This is a genomic window from Bacillus cereus group sp. MG9 (genome assembly GCF_040459995.1).
Taxonomy (GTDB): Bacteria; Bacillota; Bacilli; order Bacillales; family Bacillaceae_G; genus Bacillus_A; species Bacillus_A mycoides.
Window position 1 is genome coordinate 1,166,880 of sequence record NZ_JARVHC010000001.1, and the last position, 15,080, is coordinate 1,181,959.

The window sequence follows — 15,080 nt, forward strand, 5'->3', positions numbered from 1 at the left end:
GTTTCGTTTTTTATAATGAATTATCCTTCTAGTATAGTTATAAGATTTATATCATATATTAAGAGAAAAAATGTAAGTTAGAAAGGAGTCCTATAGAATGAGCTTTTTAGAGGCAAATGACTTTAGTGAACAAAATATGGTAAGTGTACCTAATCCCTACGTATATTAGACATTACAATCGGTAATTGGTAAACATGTGGTTATTGAAGCTGTAAGAGGTAATGTAAGAGGAAAGTTAAAGAATGTGAACCGGATCATTTGCTCATTGAAGATAAGGTGCCGCATATTGTACGTATTCAACAAATTGTATGGATTATGCCAAAACAATGATCAAATTACATCTAATTTGATTTATAACAGATTGGCGTCATAGACGATCAAATAAAAACACAGGGTTTTATCTCTGTGTTTCTTCAAATTTTCGTTTTTGAATATATGCTTGAGCATGAATGATTTCTTCCTGAAGTGCTTCTAATTCTTCCGTAGATCCTGATTCAATCCTCATATAAGTAGTAACTAAACTAATCATCATATCCATCTTCTCTACTATATTTTGAATGACCTGTTCAGATTGCTCTTTTTTAGGGTGTTGTATTGCTATTAATACATTTTCCATATAATTGTTCTTTCTTTGCTGGATATCATAAATAAACTGTTTTGTGTTTGAGTTCATTTGTTGTTCCTCCTTTTGGATATATTTTCATTCTATCATATTTGAATAGAAAATATTGGATTCCCCTAAATTCACACCTGTCTCGTATATCTCCACAAATATACAAACTAATTCCTTAACGTACAGGGAATAAATTGAAATACGTCAATTTAATGTCTAAATGTACAGTTTTCTTTTTTGGGTATGGTGCCCCCTAATAGCTTCAGTTGAATTTTGTATGCTTTTGTTACAAGAGATTAAGAAAGAATAGATGAGATATTGAAACGGAGGTACGGAAGTGCAAGATAATGTACTAGAACAATTAATAAACCGTCTTTCCGTAGTATGCCCTGAAAAAGAACGTGAAATATTAGCGGTGGATTTAAATGATATATATGAGAGTAGTGAAAGATTCGAAAAATTGCTTGAAAATATTATGAAATCTCAGCAAAATAAAGACGACTTAATAGATATATTAATTGAAGTAGAGATAGAACTAGATCACATCAATTGGCATTATAAAAGTCTGAAGAAAAAGCTGAAAGTATTAATGAAAGAATAAAAGAAGTAGGCTGCTCAAGCAGCCTACTTCTTTATGTTGTTAATTTTTGTCGGTAAATCGATATATTCGAAAAACCGCCGATACAATCTCATTTACCATCATGCATACTGTTCAAAAAGTTTGCACCCTCGTTTTTTAGTTCTCTTTCCCAAAAAGATGAGAAAATGTATCTTTCAAGTCACTATCGTTTATTTTAATATCCGCCTTTTTTAATTCATCTTGTAATAATTTTTGACCGAAGGAAGGGTCGGCAAGACGTTCTTCTTCTAAGTCTTTACGTATAGAGTCTTTCACTTTATCGTAAGGTTGTAAATCTTTTTTATCAGTTAGTTTAATAATGTGATAGCCGTTTGGTGATTTTACGGGATTGCTAATTTGGCCGGGCTTTAATTTGTAGGCAGCTTTTTCAAATTCAGGTGTCATTTTGCCTGCCCCGAAGTATCCGAGGTCTCCGCCATTATCTTTTGATGCTAAATCTTGAGATTCTTGTTTTGCTAATTCTTCAAATGAAGTGCCGGTATCTAATTTCTTCTTTATCTCTTTCGCTTCATTTTCGTTACTTACTAAAATGTGACTAGCTTTAATTTCTGGTTTATAGTGGTCTTTCACATCTTTTTCTGTAACGCTTTGTTTAATCGCTTCATTCAATGCAAGTTTGAATTTAATTTGATTTTTGAAATCTTCTTCATCTTTTAAACGATTATTTTCTAGTGTTGCTTTGAATTGTTCTCCATATTGAACTTTTGCTTTTTCTACCTCTTTATCTACTGCATCATCAGATACTTTATATTTTTTAGTAATAACATCTTGTGCTACCATTTCGTATAGCGTGTCTTTTCCGTATCGATCTTTCAATTGTTTTTCGAAATCGCTCTTCGTAATGGTTGAGTTTGTTGTTGTAGCGATTGTGGCCGAGTCATTTTTTTGTCCGCAAGCAGATAGCATTAATATACTTATTAGTGCAGTGATAATGAATGTACTTTTTCCTTTCATGCTAACACCTCATCCGAATATGTTATCGCTATTGTAGAATATAGAAGTGAACATGAAGTGAATTTTTAATGTTTTTTTCCTGTAAAATGTAAAAAAAGTACATCAACATTAACGTTGATGTACGATGTAATCAAAGGTGATCGGTTTTCTTAGAATATGCACGTTTTCCTTGCTGAATATTTTTTTGCTCTTGTTCATTTTTTTGAGTGCGCTTTGCATTATTGTCGCGTGCTTTTTTGTCGTTATCGCTAGTATGTGGCATATGTATCAACTCCATTTCTAAACGTTGTATGTTTATCATTTCCTTTTTCGTAAAGACTATGTATAGCGGTGCATTCATGAATACTAAAGGTGGATTAGAAATGGATTTGAAGCTGAATTATACTGAACTTATTAAGAAGTTAGTCGTTGTAATTATTGCGGGTTTATTAAATGCGATTGGGATGAATTTATTTTTAACACCAGCGAAAGTGTATGCGAGTGGTTTTGCTGGATTGTCTCAATTATTGTCACAAATATTAGGTGACTTTTTATCTATTCATATATCTACGGGGGTATTGTTTAGTTTGTTTAATATTCCTGTCGTTATTTTAGCGTGGAAAAAGGTTGGGAAGGCCTTTACATTTTTTAGTTTTCTTTGTGTTGTATTTATGACTTTGTTTTTAGAAATTATCCCAGTTAGAGCGGTTTCGCACGATATTATATTGAATGCGATTTTTGGTGGTATTATTTCAGCGATTGGGGTAGGGGTTGCTTTAAAGTGGGGGGCTTCTACAGGTGGTCTAGATATTATTGCCATGATTTTATCAAAAATAAAAGATAAGCCTGTCGGCACGTATTTTTTCTTCTTTAATGCACTTATCATTATCGCTGCTGGCTACGTGTATGGATGGGAAAAGGCATTATATACTTTAGTCACTTTGTATGTATCAACGAGAATTATTGATGCGATTCATACCCGTCATGTGAAGATTACGGCATTAATTGTTACAAAGAACGGGGCAGATGTGCGAAAAGCGATTCACTCTCGCTTAGTGAGGGGGATTACAACTATACCAGCAACAGGTGCTTATACAAATGAAAATAAAGAAATGTTAATGATTGTTATTACTCGTTACGAGTTGTACGAATTAGAGAGGGTTATTAAACAAGTGGACCCAGGTGCATTTACAAATATACTGCAAACGGTCGGTGTGTTTGGATTGTTTAGAAAAGATTAAAGAGGACCAAAGCTGGTCCTCTTTTTTTAATGTGAATTCGTAATGTTTTGCAATTGCTCCTGCATTTCACGTAGCTGAACTTTTTCAGCAGTTGAAGAGTTTGCATAAGCAGAGTGCAAAGAGTTTTTTGCTCTATAAACGAGTTCCTGTTGTTCAGCGCCACTTGAACAAGAAACGGCACTTGAAACAGCGTCTCTAGCTTGTTGGAATAGTAAGTTCCCCATTTAAACCCCTCCAAATGAAGAGTTACTTCTCGCTTTTTCTGCCTCAGCTAATGTACCTCTGTACGGGAATCTTGCATCATGCTTCATAACAGCATCGGCTCCTTGCTGGATAAAACGCTTTGATTTGTTCTTTTTACCCATTCGAAAAACCCCCTTTATTTAGCTGAAAACAATTGACGCGCTTTCTCTTGCGTCTAATAATAGTATGAGCGTTTGGCGAGAAACTATAAGCAGGGAATTTTTAGATTACAATCCAAGAACCTCTTCTAAATATAGAGCGATACCATCTTCTTCATTCGTTAATGTCGTATGATTTGCGAGTGATTTTAATTCAGGAATCGCATTACCCATTGCGATTCCATGACCAGCAAATTCGATCATTTCAAAGTCGTTATCCTCATCACCAAAAGCGATAATTCGCTCTTTCGGAATATTATAATGGCCTGAAATTTTTTGTAATCCGACAGCTTTATTTAATCCGCTTTTTACAATTTCAATAATTGGCCAAGGCGCACCCCATTTTCTATGGTCGATGACTTCAGCATGCATATCTGTTAAATGTTGGCGAATTGCAGCAGAATGCTCGTCATGTGCATCGATTAATAAGCAAGTTGGATGGTCATTTAAAGTATTTAATAAATCTCCTGTGAAAATCTTTGGAGAACCGAATTCAAAAATATGTTTTTTATCTTCATCAATTTCACGGACATACACATCATCGATGACTTCAGCATAGACATTTTTCACGCCGAAATCAAAGCAAGCTCGGACGATTTCTTGCGCTGTTGAAAGTTCAAGAGGAGAGTGATGTGTTCCCCAACTTGAATCAAGAGGGTGATGAACGTAAGCTCCATTAAAGTTTACGATTGGTGTGTTAAGGCTAAGTTCTTTATAATAATCGTAACTAGCGCGGAATGGACGTCCTGTTGAAATAACGACAATATGTCCTTGTTCTTTTGCTTTTGCAATTGTGTTTTTCGTTCTTGGAGAAATTATTTTGTTGTCTGTTAATAAAGTTCCGTCTAAGTCTAATGCGATTAAATGTTGTTTATTCATAATTTCACCTCTTATAATAATTTTTTTGTTTCTATCTGTATTTCCGTTTTTAATATGCAGAAATAAGAGGTTAGACTGGGTGAAACTACTGTAAATGAAAGTTTCACTATATATCCATCTTACGTCGCGAAGCGCTGTGGTGTCTACTATTTCTCATTGGAAATTAGGAAAAGTCAACATATTTTTAGAAAGTTCAAACAATGTTTCTTTCATTATGTACAATTTGTGAAAAGGGTTACATTGTTTGAACAATGCGACTTATAATGAACATGTAATCTTCTCGTATATGTTTGACTCTCCTTTGAAACTGGCCTAAAGTAGGTTGGTTTCTTTTTTTTCAACAAATATGCCAATAATTCCTGCTTAAGCTTGTGTAATTATATATATGTACATGGGTAAACGGTAGTACTTGTTTCCTAAACATGACAGAAAAGCTTTCTTTTAAAATGGATATACTAATGAGGCAAGACGTCATGGAAGGAGAATGGAAATGGGACAAAATCGCAGGTTTCGTTCAGGGCAAAAAGCGCCAAATGATGGCATTTACGTAGAAATTGGTGAAACGGGAAGTATGGTGAAAAATCCGCAAGTGGTACAATTAACTGCCGGTGAAAAGTTTCCAGAGAACGCAAATCATAACCGTCAGTGGACATATAAAAGAAAACCGTAACAGAAGCCGCAATCGTTATTGCGGCTTTTTTGATTAGGAAAATGAATGTTACTTTTTTCTTTTTCCAATAATAAGTTTGAACTACATAAGCAAAATTATTGTATAAAAAAGTCAGTTGGCGTATAATCAAATCAAAGGTCAAAGAAAGTCAAACGTTTGGAGGGCTGTAAAGATGGACTTAAATCAAATGACAACGAAAACACAGGAAGCGATTATGAGTGCTCAATCTTTAGCGGTATCTCATCATCATCAAGAAGTAGATACTGTTCATCTATTGCTTACGTTATTAGAGCAACAAGACGGATTAACGGTACGTATTTTTCAAAAAATGAATGTCGATATAGAAGCGTTAAAGCAAGGTGTAGAAAGTTTAATTAAGAAAAAGCCTTCTGTAACTGGAAGCGGGGCAGAGGCAGGGAAATTATATGTAACAGGTGCCTTGCAACAACTGCTTGTAAGAGCAGGAAAAGAAGCGGAGAAATTGCAAGATGACTACATTTCAATCGAACATGTATTACTTGCTTTTTCTGAAGAAAAAGGCGATATAAATCAATTATTCGCAAAATTTTATATTACGAAAGATAACTTATTACAGTCTTTAATGACAGTTCGGGGGAATCAAAGAGTGACTAGTCAAAATCCAGAAGCAACTTATGAAGCGTTAGAAAAATATGGCCGTGATTTAGTGGCTGAAGTAAGAGCGGGGAAAATTGATCCTGTAATTGGCAGAGATAGTGAAATTCGCCGCGTGATCCGCATTCTTTCACGCAAAACGAAAAATAACCCCGTTTTAATCGGAGAGCCAGGTGTTGGTAAAACAGCAATCGTTGAAGGATTAGCGCAGCGTATTGTGAAAAAAGATGTCCCAGAAGGATTAAAAGATAGAACAATTTTCGCTTTAGATATGAGTGCACTTGTGGCCGGAGCAAAATTCCGCGGTGAGTTTGAAGAACGTCTGCAAGCTGTATTAAATGAAATTAAAAAGAGTGAAGGTCGCATTTTATTATTCATTGATGAACTTCATACAATCGTCGGCGCTGGTAAAACAGAAGGAGCGATGGATGCGGGAAATATGTTAAAACCAATGCTAGCGCGTGGTGAACTGCATTGTATCGGGGCAACGACATTAGATGAATACCGTAAATATATTGAGAAAGATCCAGCGTTAGAAAGACGTTTCCAACAAGTGTTAGCAGAAGAGCCAACTGTTGAGGATACAATTTCCATTTTACGTGGTTTAAAAGAGCGTTTTGAAATTTATCACGGTGTAAATATTCATGACCGCGCGATTGTAGCGGCATCTGTTTTATCAGATCGATATATTTCGGATCGTTTCTTGCCCGATAAAGCAATTGATCTTGTTGATGAAGCCTGTGCAACAATTCGAACAGAAATTGATTCTATGCCAACAGAACTAGATGAAGTAACGCGCCGCATTATGCAGCTGGAAATTGAAGAAGCTGCTCTTGGGAAAGAAAAGGACTTAGGTAGTCAAGAGCGCCTAAAAACATTGCAACGTGAATTATCGGATTTAAAAGAAGTTGCAAGTAGTATGAGAGCGAAATGGGAGAAAGAAAAAGAAGACATTCATAAAGTGCGTGACTTACGTGAACATTTAGAGCGCTTGCGCCGTGAGTTAGAAGAAGCAGAAGGAAATTATGATTTAAATAAAGCAGCTGAGCTTCGCCACGGGAAAATTCCAGCTATCGAAAAAGAGTTAAAAGAAGCGGAAGAGATGGGTGCACATAATAAACAAGAGAATCGTTTATTACGCGAGGAAGTAAGTGAAGAAGAAATTGCAGACATTGTTTCAAGGTGGACTGGTATTCCTGTCGCAAAACTCGTTGAAGGTGAACGTGAGAAATTATTACGTCTTGAACAAATTTTATCAGAGCGTGTTATCGGTCAAGAGGAAGCGGTAAGCCTTGTATCAGACGCAGTACTTCGTGCTCGCGCTGGTATTAAAGATCCGAATCGTCCAATTGGTTCATTTATTTTCTTAGGCCCTACAGGTGTTGGTAAAACTGAGCTTGCAAAAACGTTAGCGCAAACATTATTTGACAGTGAAGAGCAAATGATTCGTATCGATATGTCTGAGTATATGGAGAAACACGCAGTGTCACGCTTAATTGGAGCGCCTCCTGGATATGTTGGATATGAAGAAGGTGGACAATTAACAGAAGCAGTAAGACGTAAACCATATTCTGTTATTTTGTTAGATGAAATCGAAAAAGCACATCCAGAAGTATTCAACATTTTATTACAAATGTTAGACGATGGCCGCATTACAGATTCACAAGGACGTACAGTAGACTTTAAAAATACGGTTATTATTATGACTTCAAATATTGGATCTGCTCACTTATTAGAAGGGCTAGAAGAAGATGGTTCTATTAAAGAAGAGTCAAGAGAACTTGTAATGGGACAATTAAGAGGACATTTCCGACCAGAATTCTTAAACCGTGTCGATGAAATTATTTTATTCAAACCTCTGACAAGGAATGAAATTAAAGGTATTGTTGATAAGATTGTACAAGAATTACAAGGGCGTTTAGCAGATCGCCACATATCATTAGAATTGACGGAATCTGCAAAAGAATTTGTTGTAGAAGCTGGATTCGATCCGCTGTACGGAGCTCGTCCTTTAAAACGATACGTACAGCGTCAAGTTGAGACGAAATTAGCGAGAGAATTAATTGCAGGAGCGATTACGGATAATAGTCACGTAGTTGTTGATGTAGAAAATAACGAATTAGTCGTTCATGTAAAGTAAAAAAAGAGTTCGGATAAAATCCGGACTCTTTTTAGTGTTGTTCTACTGGCTCGTTTGGAATCGCAGCTGCAATCGCTAATACTAATACCGCAAGAACAACTGAGAAAATAGACGCTTGGTTAAAATCGTATGTACCGCCAGTCATAGAGCCGATTACATAGCTCATCATATGTACAAGTGCGAACGACCAAATTAATGCCCAAATGAAACGCATATTTTACACCTCTATTCGTTCAATCTGTCCTTATTGTAACACAATTGAAAAAAGAATATAGAAAAATATTTGTAGATTTTTCAACGCAAATTTGCATTCTGTTCATACATTATAAAAGAGTACTTTTATACGTTTAGAAAATAAGGCGGGGGAAAAATGAGTATTACGGAACGTTTTTTTTATTTAGAAAAAGAACCATGTGTAATTTATTTACCAGAAAAGCCAAATGGATTTTCTGTTATGCTCCTAGGGGATTATAACTATTTTATTGAGAATGGTACAAGTTTATGGACACAACATGCAGGGAGAGCTTATTTTTTACAGGGTCTTATTGAAAAAGGCTATACGGTCTTTTCATCTAACTTATACGGAAGGCATTGGGGGAACGATCGAGCTGTTCGTCTTGCAAAACGTTTGTATGATGTCGTTCTAAGAAAAGAGACATTGAATGCGAAAATGCACATTATGGCAGATGGTATGGGAGCGCTTGTAGCACTGGAGATGATGAACAAATACCCGGAATGTATACGTTCTGTCGTTATGTTAAATCCGTGTTTAGATTTACCAGAATATGTGGAGTTTGAGAAAGAGCATAAGTTTTTTTACAAAAGATTAGTGAAGGAATTAAGTTTGGCGTATGATTCCAAAGAAGAAGAATTAGAATCAAAAATAAATAAGAAATCATTTGCGCTTCTTCCGTCTTGTGTACCTGTTAAGATTTTCGTATCAACACAGGAAAAAAGAGGAAGAAAACAATTGTTACGTAAATACGAGAAAATGAGGCAATTCAATCAATGCGATACTTCTGTTTTATTCCATCTGCAAGATGTGAAATATAAAATGGTTAGACAAACAACTGATTTCTTTAAAAAATATGAAGAAGAATTGTGAAGCTCCCATATACATAAATGAGGAGCTATTTGTTTCAAGGGGAAAGGGTTGGTGGTATGAAACGCGTGCTGATTATAGGTGCACTTACGTTTGTAGGTTATCACCTTGTGAATAAAATGATTGCAGAAGAAGTAGAAGTATATGGTCTTGATTTTGATGAATTTGATAGTATGACAAAAATTAATGAAGAGAAATTATTGTTGATTGGGCGGAATGCGTTATTTACGTACTATTCTATAAGGGATGAAGACGGATGGCGATCGGTTGAGGAAGAGAGTTTCGATACGGTTTATTTTTGCTTGTATGAGCCGAATCAGCAAAGTGGATTTCGGAATGAAAGGGTCATATTACAATATTTAAAACGAATCGTAAGGATGTGTGAAAAAAATAAAGTAAAGTTAAATCTAATTTCTTCTATTGAAATAGGAAGCACTGAAGAATCCGAAAACAAACATCTATTTTCGAAAGTGGAAGAAGGGTTGAAAAAAGGCGAATTACAATATAGTGCATATCGAGTTCCTACATTATATGGGCCGTGGCAACCGTCGTTTATGATGTATCATCAGCTTATTTTATCAGAACTTGATGAAAAAGAGTGCCGTTGTATAAATGGAGAAAAAGGAAGCGATTTACTTTACGTTGAAGATGTATGTGAATATTTATGGGAAAATGGAATGAATGTAAAACACCTCGGTATATATAACTTACTTAGCGGAAAAGAAGCGTTATGGGAAAAAGGTATGACCTTGCTGCATGCAGATGATAAAGTAAATAAAAAAAATGTGGAAGTAAGAGATGAAGCTGTAGAGGTTATTTCTATTCAAAAAAATACACCAGTAGAATTCGGTTTAAATAAACAATTAGCACATATGAAAAAATATAAAGAGTTATACGAAGGGTAGCGCACGTGTTAAACTATTGTATGGATAATTGATTGAAAAGCTTTAATGGAGAGGAAGAGATTACATGAACGAAAAAAGTATGCAATTTTTACAAATCGCAATGAAGCATTTACCAGAAGCAAAGGCAATTTTAGATTCTAATGGAATTGCACTTGATATGGAGAAAGCACAGCCGGTGTTAGAGCTATTGATGAAAGTAATGGGCGAAGCATATGAGCTTGGGAAAGCAGATAAAGAATAAAACCAAACCCTTCTTTTTTGATGGAAGAGAGGCTCGAGCCGTGGATAGAAGCGGTTGGGGCCTTTTTTTGTTTCGAGTGGAGTGAAACCTGAGGGATGATGAGGCTAAAGGGGAAGGTTATGAGGAGAAGGTCTTAGTTTTGAAGGGAAAGCAGATAAAGAATAAAACCAAACCCTTCTTTTTGATGGGAGAGAGGCTCGAGCTGTGGATAGAAGCGGAAAGGGCTTTTTTTGTTTCGAGCGGAGTAAGGTCAAAAGTATTGGGAAGTTTATCTTTTGAAAGGATAGGGATTTTTCTGTTTCTTTTAATGAAAAATAAAGTTAGTAATACGCTGTCTTATTTTTTTAGCTGAAATATATTCTAGACAAAAGTACATTTATGTTTTAAAATTAGTACCAAGTCATAATAATTGATATAAAACGGAGGGCTGCGATGTGAACGTGGGCATTTTAGGGATCGGAAGATATGTGCCAGAAAAAGTAGTCACAAATCACGATTTAGAGAAAATCGTAGATACATCTGATGAATGGATTCGTACGAGAACGGGAATTGCAGAAAGGCGCATTGCCGATGATACAATAGATACTTCATATATGGCGGTAGAGGCTTCTAAAAAAGCACTTGAAGATGCCGGGATTAGCGGAGAGGATATCGATCTTATTTTAGTGGCAACAGTAACGCCAGATCGCGCATTCCCAGCAGTAGCTTGTGTAATCCAAGAAGCAATTGGCGCAAAACACGCAGCCGCAATGGATTTAAGTGCAGCGTGTGCTGGCTTTATGTACGGAATGATTACAGCGCAGCAATTTATTCAAACGGGAACTTATAAAAATGTATTAGTAGTTGGTAGTGACAAACTATCTAAAATTGTAGACTGGAACGATCGAAATACAGCAGTACTATTTGGGGACGGAGCAGGTGCTATCGTAATGGGAGCTGTTTCGGAAGGGAAAGGTGTACTTTCTTTTGAATTAGGAGCGGACGGAAGTGGCGGTAAGCATCTTTATCAAGACGAGTATGTTATGATGAACGGCAGAGAAGTCTTTAAATTTGCTGTTCGCCAACTTGGTGATTCCTGTCTTCGCGTGTTAGAAAAAGCGGGACTTACGAAAGAGGATGTGGACTTCTTAGTACCACATCAAGCGAATATTCGTATTATGGAATCTGCAAGAGAAAGATTAAATTTACCGAAAGAAAAAATGAGTATGACAATTGAAAAGTTCGGTAATACATCGGCTTCTTCAATTCCAATTGCAATGGTAGAGGAATTGCAAAATGGACGTATTCAAGATGGTGATTTAATTATACTAGTCGGTTTTGGCGGCGGGTTAACATGGGGAGCAGTAGCTCTTCGTTGGGGTAAATAAGGACTGAGAGAAAAAAAGGAGTGTATTTTGTATGGAAAAAAAGAGGGTCGTAATTACAGGGCTAGGAGCTGTTACACCGATCGGAACAGATGTTGAAACAGCTTGGGAAAACATTAAAAACGGTGTATCCGGAATCGGACGACTTACAAGAATAGATTCAGAACAAATTCCTGCAAAAGTAGCAGCAGAAATTAACGACTTTGAAGTCGAAAAATATATAGATAAAAAAGAAGCGCGCCGTATGGACCGCTTTACGCAATATGCAGTAGCAGCAGCGAAAATGGCAGTTGCGGATGCGAAGCTTGAAATTACAGAAGAAAATGCACCACGCATTGGTGTATGGGTTGGTTCTGGTATTGGTGGTATGGAAACATACGAAGAACAATTTAAGATTTTTACTGAAAAAGGTCCGCGCCGCGTGAGCCCATTCTTCGTACCAATGATGATTCCAGATATGGCAGCAGGTCAAGTGTCAATCGCTACAGGAGCGAAAGGAATTAATACTTGCTCTGTAACAGCTTGTGCATCTGGAGCAAACTCAATTGGTGATGCGTTTAAAGTAATCCAGCGCGGTGATGCTGATGCGATGATAACAGGCGGAGCAGAAGCGCCATTAACAAGTATGGCATTCGCTGGGTTTAGCTCAGCGAAAGCATTAACATTCAATGAAGATCCAGCAACGGCTTGCCGCCCATTCGATAAAAATCGTAGCGGTTTCGTAATGGGTGAAGGATCAGGAATTCTTATTCTTGAAGAATTAGAGCACGCATTAGCACGTGGTGCTCACATTTATGCGGAAATTGCTGGTTATGGTGCAACTGGTGATGCGTTCCATATTACAATGCCTGCTCCTGGCGGTGAAGGCGGAGTTCGTGCGATGCGTCAAGCTTTAGCTGATGCAGGTCTAGAGCCAAAAGATATTGATTACATTAATGCACATGGTACAAGTACAGATGCAAATGAAAAGTATGAAACGATGGCAATTAAAGAAACTTTCGGTGAGCATGCATATAAAGTAGCGATTAGCTCAACGAAATCAATGACAGGTCATTTATTAGGAGCAGCTGGTGCTGTTGAAGCGATCTTCTCTATTAAATCAATTACAGACGGAGTAATTCCTCCGACGATTAACTATGAAACACCAGATCCAGAATGTGATTTAGATTACGTACCAAATACAGCGAGGCATCAAGAAGTGCGAGCTGTATTAAGTAATTCATTAGGATTCGGTGGTCATAACGCAGTATTAGTATTTAAAGCATATAAATAATATGTACAATAAGGTGTCTTTTCGTAAAGTATTACGAAAAGACACCTTATTTATTTTTAATCACCTTTACGTTCCTTTCTTTTTTGCATATACATAAGAAAAGGAGGGATGAAGGTTGGGGGTTGTTGAAACGGCAGAATGGTTACATCTGTATTATGGACGTCCAGAGAAGCTTTGTGAGAAATTTACAAAGTATATTCCATTGCCAAAAGAGAGACTGTATCGCTTTTTAATCTCTAAAGGTATGTATCGCCCAGTAATGCGGGGGGAGCAGGAAATTAAAGAGTTAGAGAAGAAAGAAATTTGGAAAGAACTTAGCATGGAGTATGAAAAATTGAAAGGTTGGCTAAAAGGTCCAGATGTCCCTATCTTTATTTTATTATCAGATTCATACAATCGAACTGTACAAGAGGAATATAACGGGAAGGCTGGCTTATCTATGCGTCACGTTATGTTCTTATTCGTATGTGGACGTAATTCAGTAGAGGAACTAAAAGCTTTATTAACGCATGAATACCATCATATATGTAGGTTACATCAAATTGAGACGAAAGAAACAGAGTATACATTACTTGATACGATGATTATGGAAGGGTTAGCTGAGCAAGCTGTGTATGAAAGGTATACAGAAAAAAGATGTGCACCGTGGACTACTTACATTTCAAAAGAAGATGCTATTTATTATTGGAGGAATTCAATACAAGAACGAATAGGCGTAAAGAGAGGTACGAGGGAGCATGATGTTTTATTAAATGGACTGCACTCGTATCCGAAAATGCTTGGCTATGCACTTGGATTTCATATTGTGAAAGATTGTGTAGCATTTGAAGGAGAAAATACACTTTCTTTATTATCTATAGATGCGAAAGAAATATTGAATAAAGCAAATACATTTCATGTTTCATGAAAAACAGGGGAGCTATCTCCTGTTTTTTTTATATTATAGAAGAAAAAATAATAATTAGAATATATTTCCTCAAGTGGAATAAAGTTAAGCGAAACTGAACATAATGATTGGTACAAACAGTAGTGAAGTGAGGGGTAGTGAATGTTATATCTACATGATGTATGGGTAAATTGGTTTGAAGGTGAAGAGAATGGGTATAACGTTTGTCATTTTTACGAATGGCGGAAAGATGATACGATTGAGCTATTAGATCAAGTGCCATTATTAAAAGTAGATGCCACATTATATCATTACATCGAGAACGAATTATTAGAGCTTCCGCAAAAATTATTGGAAGACGTATATCATAAGGCTTATATTCGTAAAAATCACGAACGTTTGCAACAAGAATATTGTTTTGTAGTTACAGATGGAAAAGGAATTATTGCGATTGATTCAATCGGCTATAATGTGCCAATTAGAAAAAGTAGGCTTATACCGCGTCAAGAACAGATGGTATATGAGATGGTAGAGAATGTGCAAGCAGAAAAGTATGAGTTCCAAGTGGAAGAGATTGAAAAAGAACATCATATTTTATCACCGTCGCCTTTCATTATGAACGGCCTAACTCGTAAAGAAAGACAGTTAAAACAATTATTATTTATGGCATTAGATCAATTACATACAACGAAAAATCCAGCTGAAATTCGCTATTGGTTCACAGAATGGGATCCATCAGCGTACGGAATGGTCCAACATATGGAGTTTGAAGATGTTTGGGCTAAACTTTATGATGAAGCGAAAACTGGATGGTCTGAGAAGCACGAGCAATTATGTGAGCGCCTTGTAAAAGGACAGCCGTTTTTTGAAAAGTTATGGGAAATGGAAAATGAGCAGAAGGTAAATTAAAAAACCGCCAATTGGCGGTTTTTTTTATGGAGGTGACAAGAATGTTCGGTGGCTTCGCGCCTTCCTGCGAGGCAAAACCCGCCTCTACGTCAGGAGCTCCATCCCCCTCACATTCTGAACGAGCCGCTTCCGCCTTTTATGAAATCCAGCTCCGGCTCCTAGCCCTTTGCGTCTAAGAACCTTCCCCACGAGAAGGTAAAAAGCACCTTCTGTGGGGAAGAACCTTATCCGTCAGGGCTAAGCAGTCGCC

Annotated in this window: 18 protein-coding genes and 1 pseudogene; 12 read left to right on the forward strand and 7 right to left on the reverse strand. The window is 36.7% G+C overall.

What is annotated here, in order from left to right:
* Nucleotides 1–97 precede the first annotated feature (97 nt).
* Nucleotides 98–330 (forward strand): annotated as a pseudogene (locus QCI77_RS05935) (YuzF family protein).
* Between the two features lie 67 nt (nt 331–397).
* Here QCI77_RS05935 and QCI77_RS05940 read toward each other — a convergent pair.
* Entirely contained in the window at nt 398–673 is a 276-nt protein-coding gene (locus QCI77_RS05940; RefSeq protein ID WP_002166150.1) for a hypothetical protein, read from the reverse strand.
* Nucleotides 674–950: 277 nt separating this feature from the next.
* Between QCI77_RS05940 and QCI77_RS05945 the strand changes: the two genes are divergently transcribed.
* Nucleotides 951–1,214 carry a hypothetical protein gene (locus QCI77_RS05945; RefSeq protein ID WP_044437763.1) on the forward strand — a complete coding sequence of 88 codons (264 nt, stop codon included), beginning with the start codon at nt 951–953 and terminating at the stop codon, nt 1,212–1,214.
* A gap of 135 nt (nt 1,215–1,349) precedes the next feature.
* On the opposite strand, the gene prsA is transcribed toward QCI77_RS05945, so the two are convergent.
* Nucleotides 1,350–2,207 carry a peptidylprolyl isomerase PrsA gene (prsA, locus tag QCI77_RS05950; RefSeq protein WP_353824652.1) on the reverse strand — a complete coding sequence of 286 codons (858 nt, stop codon included), beginning with the start codon at nt 2,205–2,207 and terminating at the stop codon, nt 1,350–1,352.
* A gap of 130 nt (nt 2,208–2,337) precedes the next feature.
* The gene (locus tag QCI77_RS05955) at nt 2,338–2,469 is read right to left on the reverse strand and encodes a DUF3941 domain-containing protein (RefSeq protein WP_001120851.1); all 132 of its coding nucleotides are present in this window, start codon (nt 2,467–2,469) and stop codon (nt 2,338–2,340) included.
* A gap of 100 nt (nt 2,470–2,569) precedes the next feature.
* Between QCI77_RS05955 and QCI77_RS05960 the strand changes: the two genes are divergently transcribed.
* Nucleotides 2,570–3,427, forward strand: coding sequence for a YitT family protein (locus QCI77_RS05960; RefSeq protein ID WP_002125914.1), 858 nt, complete (start codon nt 2,570–2,572; stop codon nt 3,425–3,427).
* A gap of 26 nt (nt 3,428–3,453) precedes the next feature.
* On the opposite strand, the gene QCI77_RS05965 is transcribed toward QCI77_RS05960, so the two are convergent.
* From QCI77_RS05965 to QCI77_RS05975, 3 genes are all read right to left on the reverse strand, one after another.
* Nucleotides 3,454–3,651, reverse strand: coding sequence for a DUF3813 domain-containing protein (locus QCI77_RS05965; protein ID WP_002011309.1), 198 nt, complete (start codon nt 3,649–3,651; stop codon nt 3,454–3,456).
* The gene (locus tag QCI77_RS05970) at nt 3,652–3,792 is read right to left on the reverse strand and encodes a hypothetical protein (RefSeq protein ID WP_000516816.1); all 141 of its coding nucleotides are present in this window, start codon (nt 3,790–3,792) and stop codon (nt 3,652–3,654) included.
* Nucleotides 3,793–3,897: 105 nt separating this feature from the next.
* A complete protein-coding gene (locus QCI77_RS05975) occupies nt 3,898–4,707 on the reverse strand; it encodes a Cof-type HAD-IIB family hydrolase (RefSeq protein ID WP_002201383.1) in 810 nt (269 codons plus the stop codon).
* 490 nt (nt 4,708–5,197) lie between these two features.
* Here QCI77_RS05975 and QCI77_RS05980 point away from each other — a divergent pair, with 490 nt between their 5' ends.
* Together QCI77_RS05980 and clpB are read left to right on the forward strand one after the other, a co-directional pair.
* Nucleotides 5,198–5,377 carry a YjzC family protein gene (locus QCI77_RS05980; RefSeq protein WP_353824653.1) on the forward strand — a complete coding sequence of 60 codons (180 nt, stop codon included), beginning with the start codon at nt 5,198–5,200 and terminating at the stop codon, nt 5,375–5,377.
* 172 nt (nt 5,378–5,549) lie between these two features.
* Nucleotides 5,550–8,150, forward strand: coding sequence for an ATP-dependent chaperone ClpB (gene clpB, locus QCI77_RS05985; protein WP_113769124.1), 2,601 nt, complete (start codon nt 5,550–5,552; stop codon nt 8,148–8,150).
* 31 nt (nt 8,151–8,181) lie between these two features.
* Here the strand turns inward: clpB and QCI77_RS05990 are convergent, their stop codons facing one another.
* The gene (locus tag QCI77_RS05990; protein ID WP_001211111.1) at nt 8,182–8,364 is read right to left on the reverse strand and encodes a YjzD family protein; all 183 of its coding nucleotides are present in this window, start codon (nt 8,362–8,364) and stop codon (nt 8,182–8,184) included.
* A 156-nt stretch (nt 8,365–8,520) separates the two neighbouring features.
* Between QCI77_RS05990 and QCI77_RS05995 the strand changes: the two genes are divergently transcribed.
* The 7 genes from QCI77_RS05995 (at nt 8,521) to QCI77_RS06025 (ending at nt 14,830) form a co-directional block, all read left to right on the forward strand.
* On the forward strand, nt 8,521–9,255 hold the full coding sequence (locus QCI77_RS05995) for a lipase family protein (RefSeq protein ID WP_000028694.1): 735 nt from the start codon (nt 8,521–8,523) through the stop codon (nt 9,253–9,255).
* A 29-nt stretch (nt 9,256–9,284) separates the two neighbouring features.
* Nucleotides 9,285–10,157: an NAD-dependent epimerase/dehydratase family protein gene (locus QCI77_RS06000; RefSeq protein ID WP_002188748.1), complete on the forward strand. Its 873-nt coding sequence runs from the start codon at nt 9,285–9,287 to the stop codon at nt 10,155–10,157.
* A gap of 64 nt (nt 10,158–10,221) precedes the next feature.
* Nucleotides 10,222–10,398 (forward strand): ComZ family protein, encoded by a 177-nt coding sequence (locus tag QCI77_RS06005; RefSeq protein ID WP_002011319.1) that lies wholly within the window; start codon nt 10,222–10,224, stop codon nt 10,396–10,398.
* Nucleotides 10,399–10,832: 434 nt separating this feature from the next.
* Nucleotides 10,833–11,765: a beta-ketoacyl-ACP synthase III gene (gene fabH, locus QCI77_RS06010; RefSeq protein ID WP_001100550.1), complete on the forward strand. Its 933-nt coding sequence runs from the start codon at nt 10,833–10,835 to the stop codon at nt 11,763–11,765.
* A gap of 31 nt (nt 11,766–11,796) precedes the next feature.
* Nucleotides 11,797–13,035: a beta-ketoacyl-ACP synthase II gene (gene fabF, locus QCI77_RS06015; protein ID WP_002030364.1), complete on the forward strand. Its 1,239-nt coding sequence runs from the start codon at nt 11,797–11,799 to the stop codon at nt 13,033–13,035.
* 115 nt (nt 13,036–13,150) lie between these two features.
* On the forward strand, nt 13,151–13,942 hold the full coding sequence (locus tag QCI77_RS06020; RefSeq protein WP_353824655.1) for a DUF2268 domain-containing putative Zn-dependent protease: 792 nt from the start codon (nt 13,151–13,153) through the stop codon (nt 13,940–13,942).
* A 141-nt stretch (nt 13,943–14,083) separates the two neighbouring features.
* Nucleotides 14,084–14,830: a YjbA family protein gene (locus QCI77_RS06025; protein ID WP_002030367.1), complete on the forward strand. Its 747-nt coding sequence runs from the start codon at nt 14,084–14,086 to the stop codon at nt 14,828–14,830.
* The last annotated feature ends 250 nt before the right edge of the window (nt 14,831–15,080 follow it).